This window comes from Paenibacillus sp. CMM36, assembly GCF_053570945.1.
This window is the reverse complement of the sequence record NZ_JBSEDY010000001.1, coordinates 458207-474613: the sequence shown is the minus strand read 5'-3', so window position 1 is coordinate 474613 and position 16407 is coordinate 458207. Positions and strand designations below refer to the sequence as shown.

15 protein-coding genes and 1 riboswitch are annotated in these 16407 nt (G+C 45.2%); of the genes, 5 read left to right on the top strand and 10 right to left on the bottom strand.

The features are described 5' to 3' along the window. Positions 1–22 precede the first annotated feature (22 nt). The 4 genes from ACWA2B_RS02385 to ACWA2B_RS02370 all read right to left on the bottom strand — a co-directional run bounded on the left by ACWA2B_RS02385 (position 23) and on the right by ACWA2B_RS02370 (position 3717). Positions 23–1609: a S1C family serine protease gene (locus ACWA2B_RS02385; RefSeq protein ID WP_029516508.1), complete on the bottom strand. Its 1587-nt coding sequence runs from the start codon at positions 1607–1609 to the stop codon at positions 23–25. A gap of 196 nt (positions 1610–1805) precedes the next feature. After that, positions 1806–2114, bottom strand: coding sequence for a hypothetical protein (locus ACWA2B_RS02380; RefSeq protein ID WP_029516507.1), 309 nt, complete (start codon positions 2112–2114; stop codon positions 1806–1808). Between the two features lie 84 nt (positions 2115–2198). Then, positions 2199–2774 (bottom strand): 3D domain-containing protein, encoded by a 576-nt coding sequence (locus ACWA2B_RS02375; protein ID WP_013309429.1) that lies wholly within the window; start codon positions 2772–2774, stop codon positions 2199–2201. Between the two features lie 61 nt (positions 2775–2835). Beyond that, positions 2836–3717 carry a putative sporulation protein YtxC gene (locus ACWA2B_RS02370; protein WP_342434994.1) on the bottom strand — a complete coding sequence of 294 codons (882 nt, stop codon included), beginning with the start codon at positions 3715–3717 and terminating at the stop codon, positions 2836–2838. A 240-nt stretch (positions 3718–3957) separates the two neighbouring features. On the opposite strand from ACWA2B_RS02370, the gene ACWA2B_RS02365 reads away from it, so the two are divergent. The 4 genes from ACWA2B_RS02365 (at position 3958) to ACWA2B_RS02350 (ending at position 7234) form a co-directional block, all read left to right on the top strand. Next, entirely contained in the window at positions 3958–4353 is a 396-nt protein-coding gene (locus ACWA2B_RS02365; protein WP_069012825.1) for a hypothetical protein, read from the top strand. A gap of 208 nt (positions 4354–4561) precedes the next feature. Then, a complete protein-coding gene (locus tag ACWA2B_RS02360; protein WP_342434993.1) occupies positions 4562–5056 on the top strand; it encodes a cation:proton antiporter regulatory subunit in 495 nt (164 codons plus the stop codon). Between the two features lie 4 nt (positions 5057–5060). Next, positions 5061–6287 carry a cation:proton antiporter gene (locus ACWA2B_RS02355; protein ID WP_449291657.1) on the top strand — a complete coding sequence of 409 codons (1227 nt, stop codon included), beginning with the start codon at positions 5061–5063 and terminating at the stop codon, positions 6285–6287. A gap of 83 nt (positions 6288–6370) precedes the next feature. Then, positions 6371–7234, top strand: a complete 864-nt coding sequence (locus ACWA2B_RS02350) for a YitT family protein (protein ID WP_342435167.1) — start codon at positions 6371–6373, stop codon at positions 7232–7234. A 96-nt stretch (positions 7235–7330) separates the two neighbouring features. On the opposite strand, the gene mqnC is transcribed toward ACWA2B_RS02350, so the two are convergent. The 4 genes from mqnC to metA all read right to left on the bottom strand — a co-directional run bounded on the left by mqnC (position 7331) and on the right by metA (position 12299). Further along, on the bottom strand, positions 7331–8464 hold the full coding sequence (mqnC, locus tag ACWA2B_RS02345; protein ID WP_029516502.1) for a cyclic dehypoxanthinyl futalosine synthase: 1134 nt from the start codon (positions 8462–8464) through the stop codon (positions 7331–7333). A gap of 432 nt (positions 8465–8896) precedes the next feature. Further along, positions 8897–10075 carry an aminotransferase class I/II-fold pyridoxal phosphate-dependent enzyme gene (locus tag ACWA2B_RS02340; RefSeq protein ID WP_342434992.1) on the bottom strand — a complete coding sequence of 393 codons (1179 nt, stop codon included), beginning with the start codon at positions 10073–10075 and terminating at the stop codon, positions 8897–8899. After that, entirely contained in the window at positions 10072–11256 is a 1185-nt protein-coding gene (locus ACWA2B_RS02335) for a PLP-dependent transferase (RefSeq protein WP_069012830.1), read from the bottom strand. The genes ACWA2B_RS02340 and ACWA2B_RS02335 overlap by 4 nt, the downstream gene beginning before the upstream one ends. 125 nt (positions 11257–11381) lie before the next feature. Then, positions 11382–12299, bottom strand: coding sequence for a homoserine O-acetyltransferase MetA (gene metA / locus ACWA2B_RS02330; protein WP_039269776.1), 918 nt, complete (start codon positions 12297–12299; stop codon positions 11382–11384). A gap of 118 nt (positions 12300–12417) precedes the next feature. Continuing rightward, a riboswitch (SAM riboswitch) is annotated at positions 12418–12543 on the bottom strand. A gap of 552 nt (positions 12544–13095) precedes the next feature. On the opposite strand from metA, the gene corA reads away from it, so the two are divergent. After that, positions 13096–14031, top strand: coding sequence for a magnesium/cobalt transporter CorA (corA, locus tag ACWA2B_RS02325; protein WP_023987788.1), 936 nt, complete (start codon positions 13096–13098; stop codon positions 14029–14031). A 160-nt stretch (positions 14032–14191) separates the two neighbouring features. On the opposite strand, the gene ACWA2B_RS02320 is transcribed toward corA, so the two are convergent. Next, a complete protein-coding gene (locus ACWA2B_RS02320; RefSeq protein WP_340954898.1) occupies positions 14192–15199 on the bottom strand; it encodes an HRDC domain-containing protein in 1008 nt (335 codons plus the stop codon). A 166-nt stretch (positions 15200–15365) separates the two neighbouring features. After that, positions 15366–16244, bottom strand: a complete 879-nt coding sequence (locus ACWA2B_RS02315; RefSeq protein ID WP_307348962.1) for an ROK family protein — start codon at positions 16242–16244, stop codon at positions 15366–15368. Positions 16245–16407: the final 163 nt, after the last annotated feature.

Here is a 16407-nt window from a genome sequence, read left to right as displayed (position 1 = left end):
TCATTTTTGTAAAGTTATCATCTTATTGCTGGAGCGTCGAGCTAAAGTCATTTTTATTGCCTATTTTCAGTTGAACATCTTTTTTCTGCCCAGCTCGTTCGATGTTAAGCGTCAGTGCTGTACCCACTTTTTGTTTTTGAATGAACTGGATCAGCTCTTGTGATGTGCTATAAGGCGTGCCATTGGCTCCGATAATCACATCGTAAGGACGCAGATCAGCCTGATAAGCTGGTGATTTGTATATAATATCCCGCACAACCGAGCCTTCGGTCAGGGTTGTTCCCAGTTCTTTGGCTACTTCAGGACTCAAATTTAACAGACTTGCACCAATGAAAGGTACAGGTTCTTTAGGGATAGGCTGGTTATTTTTCAGCTTATCGACGACTTCCAAAATCGTATTGGACGGGATCGCAAACCCGATTCCCTGTGCGTCTGCACTAACAGCTACGTTCATACCGATAACTTGCCCTTGCAGATTTAACAGCGGTCCACCAGAGTTACCAGGGTTAATGGACGCATCCGTCTGAATGAGATGCTTGTATTGCGTCGGTTTTCCAGTTGATTCACTATTAATGGTGATCGTACGTTCTTTCGCACTTAGCACCCCGGCTGTTACCGAATGCTCAAAGCCTTCAGGGTTGCCAATTGCGACCATCCACTCGCCGACTTTAGCGTTATCCGAGTCACCCAAAGTTACTGTCGGAAAGTTATTTTTGCCTTCAATTTTAAGTACCGCCAAATCAAGATCAGCATTTTTGCCCAAGACTTTGGCTTCGTAAGGCTTATTAGTTCCCTCTACTGTAACCTGAACCACACTCGCGCCTTCAACAACATGGTTATTGGTTAGGACGTAACCCGATTTATCAAAAATAAAACCGGAACCAATACCAAGCGGAGTCAGCTGTCCGCTGTTGCTACCTTCATTTTCATTACTGTTACCGCTGCTGCCACTGTCACCATACTGATTACCGAAAAAGTATTGATACAGCGGGTCATTGTAATAAGGGCTACTTTGTCTGCCGCTGCTGCCACTGGTTTGTTTGGCAAGCGTTTCGATTTTGACGACTGCCGGTCCAGCCTTAGCCACAACAGATTGAACATCAGCGGTACCTGAAGGCATCACAGCCGGAACTGCGCTTGGAGTCGAGCTGGTTGTTCCCGAATTAGTCGTTTCTCCGCTTTCAGCTGCCGCCGAAGTCAACGCCGTCTCGGGTGTGAACATATTTGTTCGGTCAGCTGTATACATCAATACCGTAATGACCAGCATCCCGGCCAAAAAAGATAAGAAAATTGTTTTCACCTGCGACTTGGGCTTATTCGGTTTAAATTGCCAGTTGCCGCCATTTCGGCCCGAACCATCCTGTTGCTCAGGCATAGCACGATGGTATGAGGGAGGAAGGGGTCTTACTGCCTGCGGTGGCGTGATCTCAACATCTTTTTCCACCGACTGCCCTTCCTTACGTTGTCCGTCCGATTGAACTGAAGAAAAAGGGCCGTAAGAATAATAATATGAGGAACCGTTCGAATCGTTTTGCCGAGTTACGTTATCGGTATCAACCTGATCGTTGTCGTTCCGGCGTCCGGAGTTATTATTTTTAAATTCGTCCATTGTATATCTCCTCCCAAACCCTATGCTTCAAGGTGGTGTTGTTTAACTGACTTTATTTTGCACTTTAAACCTTAATTCCACCTTAAAAACAATTAAAAAGGAGATAAAACCTTAGACCTATTTGTACCTAACCACTTTTACTCAAAACGAAATGCCCCGGATATAATCCGGAGCATTATCGATTATATATGCTTTTTTATTTCGTGTTAAAGTTTTCGTCGAACTTTTCGTTCGGTGTTTGAGCATTGTTTTGAATTTTGTTGCGACTAGAGTTTTGAACTTTTTGTGCTACTGCACCTGTACCGCCTTGATCTGTTGCAAATTCTTCATCATACTTCTCATTTGGTGTCTGGAAGTTGTCTTGAATTTTATTTTGTTCAGACTGCTTTACCTTTTGTGAAACAACACCTACCGTATTGTCTTGTGCAAATTCCGCTTTGAACTGATTTCCTGTGCTCGCATTGAAGCCTTTGTTCGTGAAAGAACTTCCGCCTTGATTTGGCATAATTCTTAACCTCCCAGTATGTTTTGTGGGATAAACTCATCCCGCAACATAGTATGTGATGTTGGAAAAAACAATATTCAAGGATTATATGGAAGCATCCAGTGTCGCGGTCGGAATGGTTTTATGCGTTTCTATCGCCTTTTGGAGCGATTTCACCATCTTTTCCGTACATTTTCCGTTCCCTTTTTTTATAATTTGAACATCCACATCTTTCTTGCCCCATTCAGAATACACCTGCCGGGTTGTTTTAAAATACAAATCAATTTTATTACCCTTAATCGCAGAACCTGTATCTGCTACAATCCCGTATCCATAACCAGGAATGTACAATATGCTTCCCAAAGGAAACGTTTTGGGATCAGCCGCAATCGTAGACAGCGTGTTCTTGTCACGACGCACTTTTACACCGGAATACGTAATACCGTAACCGGGATGACTTGGCCGTTTGCCAGTCGATTCATAGCCTGCTGTATATCCTGTTGCTGTGACCGTCATGGTCGTAATAACCTGCTCTTCGCGTGGAGCTAAAACAGGTGTGGACTGCCATTTCTTATGCTGGACCGGTTCTTTGTGACCGTAAACTTCATTGCCGGGCAATACCAGACAGGTTGCGATTAACACGGTTCCCAAAATCCGTTTCCATACCAACATGGATCTCATAAAAAACCTCCCCTTGAGGCAAAGGCTTTCCAGAAATCCATTGGTTTATACGAACAGATTATTATTTTTGAACATCCTGACCTGGATAAAATCTGCTCAGCTTCACTTTATCTTCAAAAATATGCAGGAGTGTCCGCACTATGGGGGTGTGCTCATCGTCTGTATGCAATATAATGGAAGCAGGAGAAATCGAAATAAGGGTGCTCACGATTCGATCCTCGACCTCCATTTCCAGTTCGATGCCTGGCATCTCGACAATGATGTCATCTGCATCGGGAGTCGGTATCGGCACCATGGCACTATCAAGAATCGTAAAATTATGTCCGCCTTGGTGAAGTACGTGTACGAGCGGAACTTTGCTTTCCTGAAAAAAAACAAAATATTTAAGCAGCCCCATAAATTCTTCGTATTGCCGATCTGCCCAGAATTCTTCCATGGCATAGTCGACGATTTCTTCAAGCTCTTTTTTATACGCATGGAGCCTAAATTGAATCAGTCCTTCCAAATTGATCACACGAAGCTCCTTGAAATCCTTCTCCAGGAGAGTGGTCAGCTTACCATGACGCTTCAAACGACCTCTCGGGCCATCATCGTTTAACAGTGAACGAATCATATTGCGAATTTGCTCTGTATCCTCTTTCTCCAGCAGCGAACAGGCTTTGGTGAGAATGAGATTAAGCAGCCCCCACTCCTTGACCTCGATAATATAATCCGCTATTGCCGAAGACATGATGCTGTATACACAGGGGAGAAAGCTTTCAAACGCCGAATTGCTTTCTGTGCCCTTGCAGGTCCATGCCACTTTGTTGTCCAGCTGTCTGAAAGTGAATCGAAATCCGCGCCGTGACATATGTAGCCCCTTTGTTCTACTTTTGACCACTTCGTAAAACCGGTCGGTTTCCTGATCTCCGTCTGTATTGGTCCACACTGTAAACAGTTCCATTGGCTCACTCCTTTCGATCACTGCTTTCAGTATATGGCGGCCTCTGAAGGGTTATACGAAGTGAACGACTGGAAACAGAAAGACATAGTCAAAAGAGGATGATCAGGTTTCAAAAAGCCGGTTGGCGTGTTATAAACAATGACTGTGGTATAGGAAAAAAACGAAAGACGTTTGAATATTTAGGGTGGGGTATGTTAAGGTTAAATTAATATGAATTTTTCACAAGAGGGAGGAGATAAGATGTCAACGATGCTGAACATGCTGCGTACATTCATGATCGTCATATTGAGCCTCGTTCAGATTTTGTCCCTTCCTGTGACGTTTCATGCAGAAGACACTACTCAATCCCTTCAGTTTACTGCGGGATCTTCTCTCCTGTCTCATGCTGATGTTTCCTCGTTAGAAACAGATTCTCACGGTCTGGAGCACCATCCCAAACCAGCTATACGCAAATCCTCCCCTTTACTTCATCTGGTGATCGCTGCGGCCAAATCACTTCCCTTTGTCATTTTGATAGCGTTTGTGCTGCTATTGAGCATCCCTAAACTACGTCTGCCTTTTATTCCTGTCATTTGCAAACTAAAGAAGCAATTGTACTTGTTCCCCATCAAATTTACCTCTAGTTATGTGGCTTAACCTCCCTTAAGCATGCACATCACCACATTTGCATGTCTATTTGTTAACCGTTCCCAATAAGTGTAATACGTTAAGTATATTTATCAGGTTTTCTATGTTAATTTATAAAATTTAATACAAAAAGAAAGTTTCCATGTCACTCCCAAAGCATGTGATTTATTTCCCATACCATTCATTTAAATAACGTATCGTACAGGAGGCTTTACAAATGGATATTCGAGAGTCTATTTTGCCAGGAATCGGGATTAAGTATCGAATAGATGCAGAGAGTGGCGACCGAATTGTCATTATTATTCATGATGATGGCAGGCGTGAGTTGTATCACTTTGATTACGAGGATTTGGAACAAAGTATTTCTACGACAACCCTGAATGATCAGGAAGCGCGATTGGTAGCCTCCATCATCGGGGGTATGACATATAAGCCCAAACAGCTTGAAAGTGTAGAAATGACGTTTGACGATTTTATTATCGAATGGTATAGAGTGGAATCTCACTATGCAAGTGTTGGCAAATCCATCGGTGAGCTGGATATTAGGCAAAATTCGGGAGCCACTGTTATTGCCATTGTGGAGAAAAAGGGAAAGAAATATGTAAATCCTGGTCCTGAAGTGATTATTAACGATGATGCCACTGTAGTTGTTGTTGGGGAACGCGATCAGCAAAAACGCTTTAAACAAATCCTTATGAACGGAAGCGGGTGATTGGATGGATCATCTGGTATTTGAGGTTGGATTGGCAATTGCTCTCATCGCTGCAGCCGGACTTATTTCCTCCAAACTGCGCTTCTCGGTCATCCCTTTTTATATCCTGATCGGAATGGCAGTTGGACCGCATGCGATGGAGCTATGGCATTTTGATTTTCGCTTTATCGAAAGCGCCCCTTTTATTGATTTTATGGGAAGAATCGGAGTGCTGTTTCTTCTCTTTTACTTGGGTCTGGAGTTTTCAGTAGGTCGGTTAATTAAATCAGGCCGCTCCATTGCCGTGGGTGGCACCATTTATATTGGCATCAATTTCACACTGGGGCTGGCTCTTGGCTTCCTGAGCGGCTTTCCTGTAGCAGAAACGCTGGTTATCGCCGGAATTACAACCATATCATCCAGTGCTATTGCTGCGAAGGTGCTGGTAGATCTCAAGCGGACTGCCAATGCTGAAACTGAAATGATTTTGGGCATTATTATGTTCGAGGATGTTTTCCTCGCCGTATACATCTCCATCCTCTCCGGATTGGTTCTTAGCGATTCATCCTCGCTCGGGGGTGTGCTGCTATCAGCGTTAATCGCGCTTGGCTTTATGCTTGCAGTCATTATTATCGGCCGTAAGGCCGTCCCTCTGTTAAATCGGATTCTTCGTGTTCGCTCCAATGAGGTATTCGGACTTGTTGTTTTCGGCTCCCTGTTTCTGGTGGCAGGTTTTTCGGAAACGATTCATGTGGCGGAAGCTATCGGCGCCCTGTTGGTCGGTCTGGTACTAGCCGAAACAGAACATGCCAAACGAATCGAGCATTTAATTGTTCCTTTCCGCGATTTCTTCGGTGCCCTGTTCTTTTTCAGCTTTGGACTATCCATTGATCCACTGTCCCTAGGAGGAAACGCGATATGGCTTGCGCTGGCAGCAGTTGTCCTCACGTTGTTTGGTAACATTTGGGCAGGAATGCTGGCTGGGCGTACGGCCTCCTTATCTCCCAAAGCGTCAGCAAATATCGGCCTGACCATTGTGGCACGGGGTGAATTTTCGATTATCATGGCCAACTTGGGTAAGGAAGGTGGTTTACTTGATATTGTTCAACCCTTTGCAGCCATCTATGTACTCATACTGGCCATTCTTGGACCACTTCTCACAAAGCAGTCAAAACCTATTTTTAATATGTTAAACAAAATATTCAAGTTCAAGGACCCCCGCCTACGAAAAGAAGAAAGTAACTCGGCGTAACTGTAAAGCTGGATACGACAATCCATAGGAGGGAAGGCTATGCCGCACGCTATTAAACATGCCGAAACTCTATGAGGCGGCTTGTGAAGCCCGCTTCAGAAGATGCGAGCAGGTTCCCTGTCTTTTATACGGTGATTGGCGGGATTACGGCATCCGTCGGTCTAGAATTGTTTTTGCATCCGCATGATATGATCGCTGGAGGCGTCACGGGGATCTCCAGACTCATGTCGCTTTATACACAAGAGCATTTTGGGTTACTGCTATTCGTTTTGAATTTACCACTCATGCTGCTGTATTCTCTGTCTACTCACAAACCCATGCTGCTCCGTGCACTACCCGGCTTGTTCGCCTTTTCAGGCTCAGCCATCATTCTTTCGCCTTTTCCGGCAGTGAGCGGCCATCCGGTCGTATGTGCTTTGGGCGGCGGAATCTGTATCGGGCTTGGCGCAGGGCTGGCAGCTCGTCACGGTGGTCTGCTCGATTCACTAGGACTTAACGAATCAGGCGATGGCCGTCCATCCACATTGTTGCTAACACACCGCAAGATTCCGTTAATACAGATTGTTATGCTGTGTAATGGTCTGCTGCTCATTACAGCTGGCTTTGTGCTAGGATGGGAGCCAGCTCTATATTCAGCCTTATCCTGCCTCGCCGCCTACGAAACGACCCGGCTGATGTTTACCGGTCTGACGCGTATGGTTTGTGTTGTCAGCAAGAAGCAGCCAACCGTCGAGGATGCCATATATCGCAGGCTGCGTATACACAGCACGCCTGTTGTAGGCTCTGCCCAGATAGAGGGCAAGATCAAAAGCGAATCTGAGGATAAAAAAGAACAAATGGTCATCGTTTACAGCGTTCATCTGTTGGATTTGCAGCGCTTTAAGGCAGTCATTCAAATGGCAGACCCGCAAGCTGAGATCATGTATATGAAACGATGGAAAGCATAGCAAAGTAACACATCAAAAAAACGCTTATCTGCACTAATCTATGTATAACGATTAGTACAGATAGGCGTTTTGTAATGAACACTATATTAACGGATATTAATTCTGCATGATAAAATCATGTTCAATACTGCTGGCACTGTCAAAAGTACGAATAATATCATAACGGGTATTACGCTGTGCCGGAATGTGACCCGTCTCGCGGATCAACTGTAAAATGGATTCAATGTTAACCTTATACGTTGCGCCTGCAGCGGAAACTACGTTTTCCTCAATCATGGTGCTACCAAAATCATCGCAACCGTAGTACAACGATTTTTTACCGATTTCAGGTCCCATAGTTACCCATGAGGATTGAATATGCTTGATGTTATCCAATACAAGACGACTGATCGCAACGGTCTTCAGATATTCCTCCGGCGTCTGACGTTCCTTCTTCAGGTTGGTATTGTCTGGCTGGAAGGTCCAAGGAATAAAGGCCAAAAATCCTTCAGAATTATATTTGTTTTCAATGCATTCGTCCTGAGCATCACGAACACGCAACAAATGCAGCGCACGCTCCTCCATCAACTCGCCAAAGCCAATAACCATCGTAGCAGTCGTGTTCATCCCAACCTTATGAGCCGTTTGCATGACATCCATCCAATCACGCCAAGAGCCTTTGAGACGGCTAATTTTGCGGCGTGTGCGGTCATCCAAAATTTCTCCACCTCCGCCCGGAAGCGAATCCAATCCAGCTTCATGAATGGCGCGGATTGTTTCTTCCATAGAAAGACCAGATTTCTCCTTCATTTTGTGAATTTCAGCTGGCGAGAAGGAGTGCATCGTAATATCGGGAAAACGCTCCTTGATACCTTTCAGCAAATCGGTATAATAACTGAACGGCAGATTCGGGTTCACACCGCCTTGCATTAGAATTTCGGTGCCACCTACTTCCTGCGTTTCCTTGATCTTCTGAAAGATCACCTCATCCGGCAAAACATAACCTTCATCAGAACCTGGTCTACGATAAAAAGCGCAGAAGCGACAGTATACGTCACACACGTTTGTATAGTTAATATTTCGTCCGATAACGAAGGTTTTAACGGGATCGGGATGCATGCGATTCATGACTTTATTCGCCGCATGACCGATTTTTTCTACCTCGTCTGATTCGAACAAAGCAACGGTATCCTCTAAATTCAGGCGTTCGCCGCGTAGGGCTTTATCTAAAATATGGTCGATTACACTCATGGTGTATCCTCCTTCGCTGTCACAGGGCGACGAAATGAACGACAGGACTTATGAACGAGAATGCTTTCACAAACCTGCGTTCGAACCCTGCCGTAATGTATGTTCATGACTAGCCTTGTATGTTGTCTGTGCTATTTAGCATAGTAAAACCTAATGATAATACTAACATATCTTTAGGTAAGGAACCATACTTATTCCCGCTTCTTTCTGCTTTTCACCTAGGAAAACAGGCAACTGCCAAGCTTATCTCAACATTGCATATAGCCAAAAAATAAGAAAACAGAACTGAAAAGTGTCTTTTTTCACACTGTCGTTCATGTTATTTTATAGAAAACAGCAAGCCTCCTGAAATACTGGAAACTTGCTGTTTAGTACTGTACATATTTGCTCTCAGCGTGAAAACGACAAAGATGCTGCGGATGTGCTAACGCTCTAGCGCAGCGCCTCATCCAGATCACTGATCAGGTCGTCAATATCCTCCAAACCTACGGAGAAACGGAGTAGTCCGTTCGTAATCCCGCGCTCCAATCGTACACTATGGGGCATAGCCGCATGTGACATCATCGCCGGATACGACAAGATGCTTTCCACAGCTCCCAGACTCACCGCTACAATTGGAATACGTACGCGACTGAGGACTTCTTTTGCACGCTCACCAGAACCCACATCAAAAGATATCACTGCACCATAACCGCTGGATTGGCACTCATGAACTTCACGCCCTGGATGATTCTCCAGACCCGGGTAGTATACCGCCTCAATGTCGTTGCGCTCGTTCAGCCAGTTAGCAAGCTTCGCTGCGCTCTTTTCGCTGTGAGCCATACGAGCCTCCAGTGTCTTCATACCGCGCATGAGCAACCATGACTCCTGCGGAGCCAACACGGTACCCAGTCCATTTTGGAGCTGCTTGATTTGTCTTCCCAACGATTCGGTACGTGCTACCGCAAGTCCTGCCAGCACATCGCTGTGTCCGCCCAGAAACTTGGTCGCGCTGTGCAATACAATATCAACTCCCTGCTCAATCGGACGTTGATAATAAGGTGTCATAAAAGTATTATCCAATAACGTTAAAAGCCCGTTGTCCTGTGCCCAAGAAGTTATTCCTGCCACATCGGTAATTTTGAGTGTCGGATTGGACGGAGTTTCCATATATACAGCCCTTGTATTCTCCTGCAACGCATCTTTCACAAGGTTGAGGTCCGTCATGTCGACGAAGGTCGTTTCGATATTCATCCGTTTCAAAATGGAGGTCAGCAGTCGATATGTTCCTCCATATACGTCCTCGGAAACAATGACATGATCTCCAGCAGACAAGAGCATAAATGTAGTAGAGATGGCCGCCATACCTGATGCAAAGGCAAAACCGCACGCCCCGCCTTCTAATAAAGCGATATAATCCTCCAAAGCTTGTCGTGTCGGATTACCTGAACGGCTATAGTCATGCTGTGGAGGATTAAAAATATCGTGATGGTGGAAGGTAGAAGCTTGATAGATCGGGACGCTCGATGCCCCCGTAACGCTGTCAATTTCAGAGCCAAAATGCAGCAGCTTGGTAGCGAACTTCCGCTCTTTGTTCAGATCCTGCCCGATCCTCCTCGCATCCTCTATCATTGCAGCTCTCCTCCTTCTACTTCTTGACGTGCCGCTTCCAACGCCGAACGTAAATCTTCAATTAGGTCGTCTGTATGCTCAATGCCTACGGAGAAACGCAACAGCCTGTCATCTACCCCGACTGCATCCCGAATTTCTGCTGGTATGTCCGCATGTGTCTGCACAGCGGGATAGGTCATTAACGATTCCACACCGCCGAGACTTTCCGCAAACGCAATGAGCTTAATGTGACGAAGCAAAGGTTCCACATAACGAGCATCCTTTACTTTAAAGGAAAAGATACCCGTATTTCCGCTGGATTGTTTATTTTGAATCTCACGACCTGGATGGCCTTCTAGAGCTGGATAAAATACTTCCGCCACAGCCGGATGCGTCAGTAAATAGTTAGACAGCACTGTTGCATTATGCTCGTGCCGGTCCATACGCAGCGCTAACGTCTTCATGCCCTTCATTAACTGGTAGCAATCGCTTGGGGAAAGCACTGCCCCTATGGAATTGTGCAGGAATGCAATTTCAGCTGATAGCTCTTTGCCTTTGGTTACGATCAACCCTGCCAGCACATCGTTGTGTCCGCCCAAATATTTGGTTGCGCTATGTACCACAATATCCGCGCCCAGTTCCAATGGCCGCTGGAAATATGGCGTTAGCAGCGTATTATCTACAATGGTAAGCAACTGATGTTGTGATGCCCATTTAGCCACCGCTCGAATATCAGTAATCATCATTAACGGATTTGTAGGCGTTTCTATGAATACAGCTTTGGTATTCGGTCGACATGACTGTTCGAGCGCTTCAAGATCGTTCGTATCCACATAACTGGCTGTCACACCAAATTTAGACAAAATACGCTCCAGCAAACGATACGTCCCGCCATACAGATCCAGCGATACTATGAGATGATCTCCCTGTCCAAACAATGCAAATACCGTTTGCAGCGCCGCCATACCTGAGCTGCATGCAAAGCCTGCATCACCCGATTCAAGTGCAGCAGAAGCCTCTTCCAGTACCTTTCGCGTGGGATTGATCGTCCGAATGTAATCAAATCCTGTGCTTTGACCCAGACGGGGATGGCGGAACGCCGTAGATTGGTAAATCGGGTAATTAACAGCCCCGGTTACTGGCTCTTCTACTGAACCGATTTGTGCCAATCTACTTTCGATTTTCCACTGTTTCTCACTCATATGAATCCTCCTGTTAACTTCCATAGTGGGTGCTATAACCAATCCTGCAAAAATGGATGTCAAAGACTATACTGCTGCGCTACTGCAAGGTGATACTCTACAAAGGTAAACTACATGCTCCTTTTTTAAATCTGGGGCCCGATATCATAAGGTGTTTCTTGGTATACATAATAGTTCAGCCAATTCGAGAATAATAAATTGGCGTGCGCCCGCCAAATTGAGGGGGGGGTGCGCTCAGGATCATCATTAGGAAAATAATTTTTGGGGACTTCAATATCCATTCCTTTGGCTACATCGCGGTCGTATTCCCATTTCAGTGAAAGCGGGTCATATTCAGAATGCCCAGTTACAAAAATTTGTTTACCGTCAAGCGTGGCTACGAGGTACACCCCAGCTTCCTCGGATTCGGATAAAACTTCTAATTCGGCGATATGATCAATATCTTCCCGACGAACCTCCGTATGTCTGGAGTGAGGGGCATAAAACAGTTCATCAAAGCCGCGTAACAATTTTACTTTAGGTTTTATCACGGTGTGTGGAAATACACCGAAGCATTTGTAGTCGAGCCCATATTTAGGGACATCGAAATGATGGTATAAGCCTGCCTGTGAGGCCCAACAGATATGCATGGTCGAAGTTACATTCGTTTTCGTCCATTCAAAGATTTGCCGGATTTCCTCCCAGTAGTTCACATCCTCAAACTCAAGCTGTTCAACCGGGGCTCCTGTAATGACCATGCCGTCAAAACGACTGTTCTTGATCTCGTCGAACGTTTTATAGAACATGTTCAAATATTCTTGCGATGTATTTTTGGATACATGAGACTTCATGTGCACCAGCGTGACATCCACTTGCAACGGCGTATTGCCGACCAGACGCAACAGTTGGGTTTCCGTCGTTTCCTTTGTAGGCATTAAATTCAAAATGGCGATACGCAACGGACGAATATCCTGATGATAAGCCAAGCTTTCATCCATTACGAAAATATTTTCGCCCTCCAGCACTTCCTTAGCAGGTAATGTGTCTGGGATTTTAATCGGCATGTAAACTCACTCCTTGTTCGGTAAGTTTTGCGAAAATCGTCTTGTTGAGATGCCGGGCATATAATAAAAAGACCTTTCTCTGGTTAGAGAAAGGTCATATTTGTATCCATATGCGCCTCTCTCATCTGTCAGGGCAACGCGCTTTGTACAAAGCGCGCGTCCTGCAAGAATTAGCACCGTGCGATTAAAATCGCCGGTTGCCGGGTATCATCGGGCTAGTCCCTCCACCTGCTCTTGATAAGATTTCGCTATATTCATTTTGGGTTCACAAAGTTCTTGTTGTTCACTTTAATGCATCGGCTGGGCTTCGTCAAGATGGGACTTGCAAATTTGTAACCTGCATTCACATTTTGTCTACCTTTTCCATAGGTTAAATCATATCCCTCCTATCGCTGAAGCTCTTGCCACTACTGTTGATTTTGCCCATGATTTTGCGCTTGAAAGGCCGTAGGCCGAGCGTTATACTATACAAGTGCTATTAGGCAAAAATATGGAGCAGTAGTGCAGACTTGAGTGTTTCCTGCGATACTGTGGCAATCTAAAAAAAGAACATTTGAGAGGTGAATCCGGAATGGAAGGCGACCCGAGTCCGAATAGGCGGCGATCCCTGAACAACAGCATAGGAATGACTTCAGCTTGCCGAAAGACGGGACGCCAGGCTCTGCATGCTCCAAAAGCCTCCGGCTTTTGATGAGAGTGCACGCTTACCCGCACCGGCTAACTGGCTAACTGAGTCCATTCCTTATGCTTAAGGTAAACGTATTTCCGTTACGGCGGAGCATAAGGAGTGACGTATATGAAAATCCGTTTGGTCAACAACGGGGTTTTTACCCCTGTCGAAGAAATTGAAATGGCGCTTACTGCACCGGCAGAAGGTTTTTATTGGATTGATGCCGATGTCGATGATTTGGCAGTGCTCCAGCCTTTATTTTCCATGCATGATCTTGCAGTAGAAGACTGTTTGAGTGAAGAAGAACAGCGTCCGAAGATTGAAATTTATGAAAGCCATTATTTTATCGTTGTAAATAGCATTCGTTTTGATGATGAAGAAATATTTTTGCGAGCTTTGAACATTTTTCTCGGCCGCCATTTTATCATTACGGTGACCAAGCAGAAAATCAATGAGCTTCGTACCCTCAAGCCTATGCTGTGGGAGCAAGAAGTCAGCCAGCCTGACCGTTTTATGTATCTGTTGGTCGACTTAATTGTTGACAACTATTTTCTGGTTGGTGACCGGATTGAGGTCCGCATTGAAAAGCTGGAAGAAGATATTCTAATGCATACGAAAAAGTCGCATTTGAACGAAATCATCGGCTTACGCAGTGAGATTCTGTGGCTGAAAAAAGTGTTGGGCCCGCAAAAAGAAGTCATCAATACCCTGAACAAGCGGGATTTGCGGCTCATCGACGATCAATTGCAAAAATATTTTAGCGACATTTATGAAAATGCTGTGAAAATTTCGGAGACTTTCGAAACTTACCGCGACTTGATGGGTAACCTTCGAGAAGCTTATCAATCCAGTATCGCCAACCGTGCCAATGAAATTATGCGTGTGTTTACAGCAATTACGACCGTATTTATGCCATTGACGGTCATTACCGGAATATATGGGATGAACTTCGATAATATGCCTGAGCTTCATACACGTTATGGCTATTTTGTCGTCATTGGTATTATGGTGGCATTAGGCGTCAGTATGTTCTGTATTTTCCGTAAGAAAGACTGGGTTTAAAAATAAAAGGGGAAAAAGTATCGAATTGGATACTTTTTTCTATTTTCAAGCTTGGTCATAAAAAGCAGCAGCCGTGTCCTGTGAGGAACTGGCTGCTGCTTTTTAGTATGTTGGACCCTGAATATACTTTAATACCTAGCTTTATCCAACCAGTTCTATATTATCCAACATGTCGGTCGGGTACCTGCTGATGACGAAACCGTATACGGATCAGACGCAGACGCTCATAAATCTGATCCAGTCCTGTTTCGGTTGCCTTTTCTTCCCCATACACTTTCAGCATGACGGGCTTGAGCAACGTATCCCCCAACTCTTCATAAGCAGACCAGATAGCTGCCTGCTCCGCCTCAGATACATTCACCAATTCGTTGTGGATCAGCTTCTCCATATCAATACCATCTCTATCCAAATGCTCCACAGCTTCAATCATCTCTCTACGATGCAAACCTGTCTTCATTCCGATATGCTCCAGTGAAAGACCGTCCGAAATGCCTTCAATAATCGTTCTAGTTAAGCTGAATTTGTTCAGCTCCTGCCTGTACTGGTTCTCTTTTTGCTTGTATAGCCATGACAAAAAAACTTCTTCTTCCAGCGTCTCTGTTACCCAGTTCAACGGAAATGGCGTGGTGCGGTCATTTTGTGTCGTAATAGCCAATAGCTCCGTCCCATATTGCGACACCTTACCCTGACCCATACCAGGCAGCTCCAACAGTTCTTCTTCGGTATGGGGAAGATAAACGCTAATGAGCCGAAGCAGTCGATTCGTAGCGATAAAATAAGGTGCTTTTCGTTCCGTTGCTGCTTTTTGCCGTCTCCACATCGTCAATTGCTCATACACTTCATCACGTGGATACAAATCACTGTAGCAATACAGCTTTTGCAGCGTCTGTCCTCGCCCTGATGATCCTTCTTGCTCATGAAATACGCCATGGATTAAGGGCCTGTAGCCCTCAGCCATTTTGAGCGCCAGCTCATGACGGTATACATGCAGTAATTCCTGCCACAAGCTGCCCTCATACCAAAGGTCGTCTATACTTTCATCCGGGACATGGTGTGTGCTCCAGCCTGCACTCCATCCCCCTTCATGCTGCCCAATCCATACCTGAGCAAAGTCCTCATAGCCCTGTTCATTCCGTTTGGACAAGCGATTTAAAAATACAATCTCCATGATTTCTTCCTCCCTCATATCGTTGAAAGACAGTCCCGCACAACACAAAAACGCAAAAAAAAGCACCTATCCTGCGTGTTCGCAAGAAAGGTGCTTCCCTTTTTGAGCCGTACTATACTGTTGCCTATATAATAACCGTACCTTGGAGTGCCGTCAACCCTAAATTCTAATGATTCAGCTTTTCCTTTGCCAATGCCAGAGCACCACACAATCCAGCATTGTCACCCAATCCTGGAGATACGATATATTGCTCAATATCTGTTGTCAGACTCGAATGCTGCACGTATCCGTTCAAAAGTTCTTGTAGTTTGGTACGAATGAGCGGGAACAATTGGTCTTGCTTCATTACTCCCCCGCCCATAATAATTTTTTGCGGGGACAGGATTAATACATAGCTCATTAAAGCCTGTGCCAGATAGTGCGCTTCCATTTCCCAGGCCGGGTGATCGACAGAAAGCTCATGTCCTTTAACCTTCCATCTTTTTTCGAGCGCAGGACCTGCTGCCAGACCCTCCAAACAATCTCCGTGATAAGGACATGTCCCCTCGTAAGTATCTTCTGGGTGACGACGTACCAGAATATGCCCCATTTCCGGGTGAGATAATCCATGTATTAGCTTTCCACCAACCAAAGCACCTGCCCCGATGCCTGTACCTATCGTGATATACAGACAGTTGTCCAATCCTTTGGCGGCACCCCAAATAGACTCACCAAGTGCTGCTCCATTCACATCCGTATCAAACCCCATAGGCACATCAAAATGCTCTTTCAGTTTACCAATCAGATTGTAATTTCCCCAATGTGGCTTTGGCGTTGTTGTAATATAACCATATGTATCACTACCTTCGATAGGATCAATCGGCCCGAACGAACCTACGCCCAATGCTTCAATGCCCTTGCCTTCAAAAAATGCGATGACATTCTCCATTGTTTCTGCTGGTGTGGTTGTTGGAAAGCTCGCTCGTTCCAGTACCTCTCCACGTTCGTTGCCAATTCCACATACAAATTTGGTACCGCCTGCCTCAATTGCTCCCAATACTGTCATAGTTGCTGTTGTCCCCTTTCGATAATCCGGTTCTCTCTCCACTATATTCACCTGAAATGTACCTGAGGTCAATCCCCTAATCGCAATTGTATATAATCCTTCACAAGACGATATAACTCCGTTAACATAACGTATACAAATAAGGACACTGACGCATCCAGCC

Excerpts from the sequence above, each read along its gene's own strand:
- ACWA2B_RS02375 (WP_013309429.1), bottom strand. The coding sequence starts at position 2,774 with ATGAGATCCATGTTGGTATGGAAACGGATTTTGGGAACCGTGTTAATC.
- ACWA2B_RS02365 (WP_069012825.1), top strand. The coding sequence starts at position 3,958 with ATGTCAACGATGCTGAACATGCTGCGTACATTCATGATCGTCATATTG.
- ACWA2B_RS02380 (WP_029516507.1), bottom strand. The coding sequence starts at position 2,114 with ATGCCAAATCAAGGCGGAAGTTCTTTCACGAACAAAGGCTTCAATGCG.
- ACWA2B_RS02360 (WP_342434993.1), top strand. The coding sequence starts at position 4,562 with ATGGATATTCGAGAGTCTATTTTGCCAGGAATCGGGATTAAGTATCGA.
- ACWA2B_RS02385 (WP_029516508.1), bottom strand. The coding sequence starts at position 1,609 with ATGGACGAATTTAAAAATAATAACTCCGGACGCCGGAACGACAACGAT.
- ACWA2B_RS02315 (WP_307348962.1), bottom strand. The coding sequence starts at position 16,244 with ATGACAGTATTGGGAGCAATTGAGGCAGGCGGTACCAAATTTGTATGT.
- corA (WP_023987788.1), top strand. The coding sequence starts at position 13,096 with ATGAAAATCCGTTTGGTCAACAACGGGGTTTTTACCCCTGTCGAAGAA.
- ACWA2B_RS02355 (WP_449291657.1), top strand. The coding sequence starts at position 5,061 with ATGGATCATCTGGTATTTGAGGTTGGATTGGCAATTGCTCTCATCGCT.
- ACWA2B_RS02370 (WP_342434994.1), bottom strand. The coding sequence starts at position 3,717 with ATGGAACTGTTTACAGTGTGGACCAATACAGACGGAGATCAGGAAACC.
- metA (WP_039269776.1), bottom strand. The coding sequence starts at position 12,299 with ATGCCGATTAAAATCCCAGACACATTACCTGCTAAGGAAGTGCTGGAG.
- ACWA2B_RS02340 (WP_342434992.1), bottom strand. The coding sequence starts at position 10,075 with ATGATAGAGGATGCGAGGAGGATCGGGCAGGATCTGAACAAAGAGCGG.
- ACWA2B_RS02335 (WP_069012830.1), bottom strand. The coding sequence starts at position 11,256 with ATGAGTGAGAAACAGTGGAAAATCGAAAGTAGATTGGCACAAATCGGT.
- mqnC (WP_029516502.1), bottom strand. The coding sequence starts at position 8,464 with ATGAGTGTAATCGACCATATTTTAGATAAAGCCCTACGCGGCGAACGC.
- ACWA2B_RS02320 (WP_340954898.1), bottom strand. The coding sequence starts at position 15,199 with ATGGAGATTGTATTTTTAAATCGCTTGTCCAAACGGAATGAACAGGGC.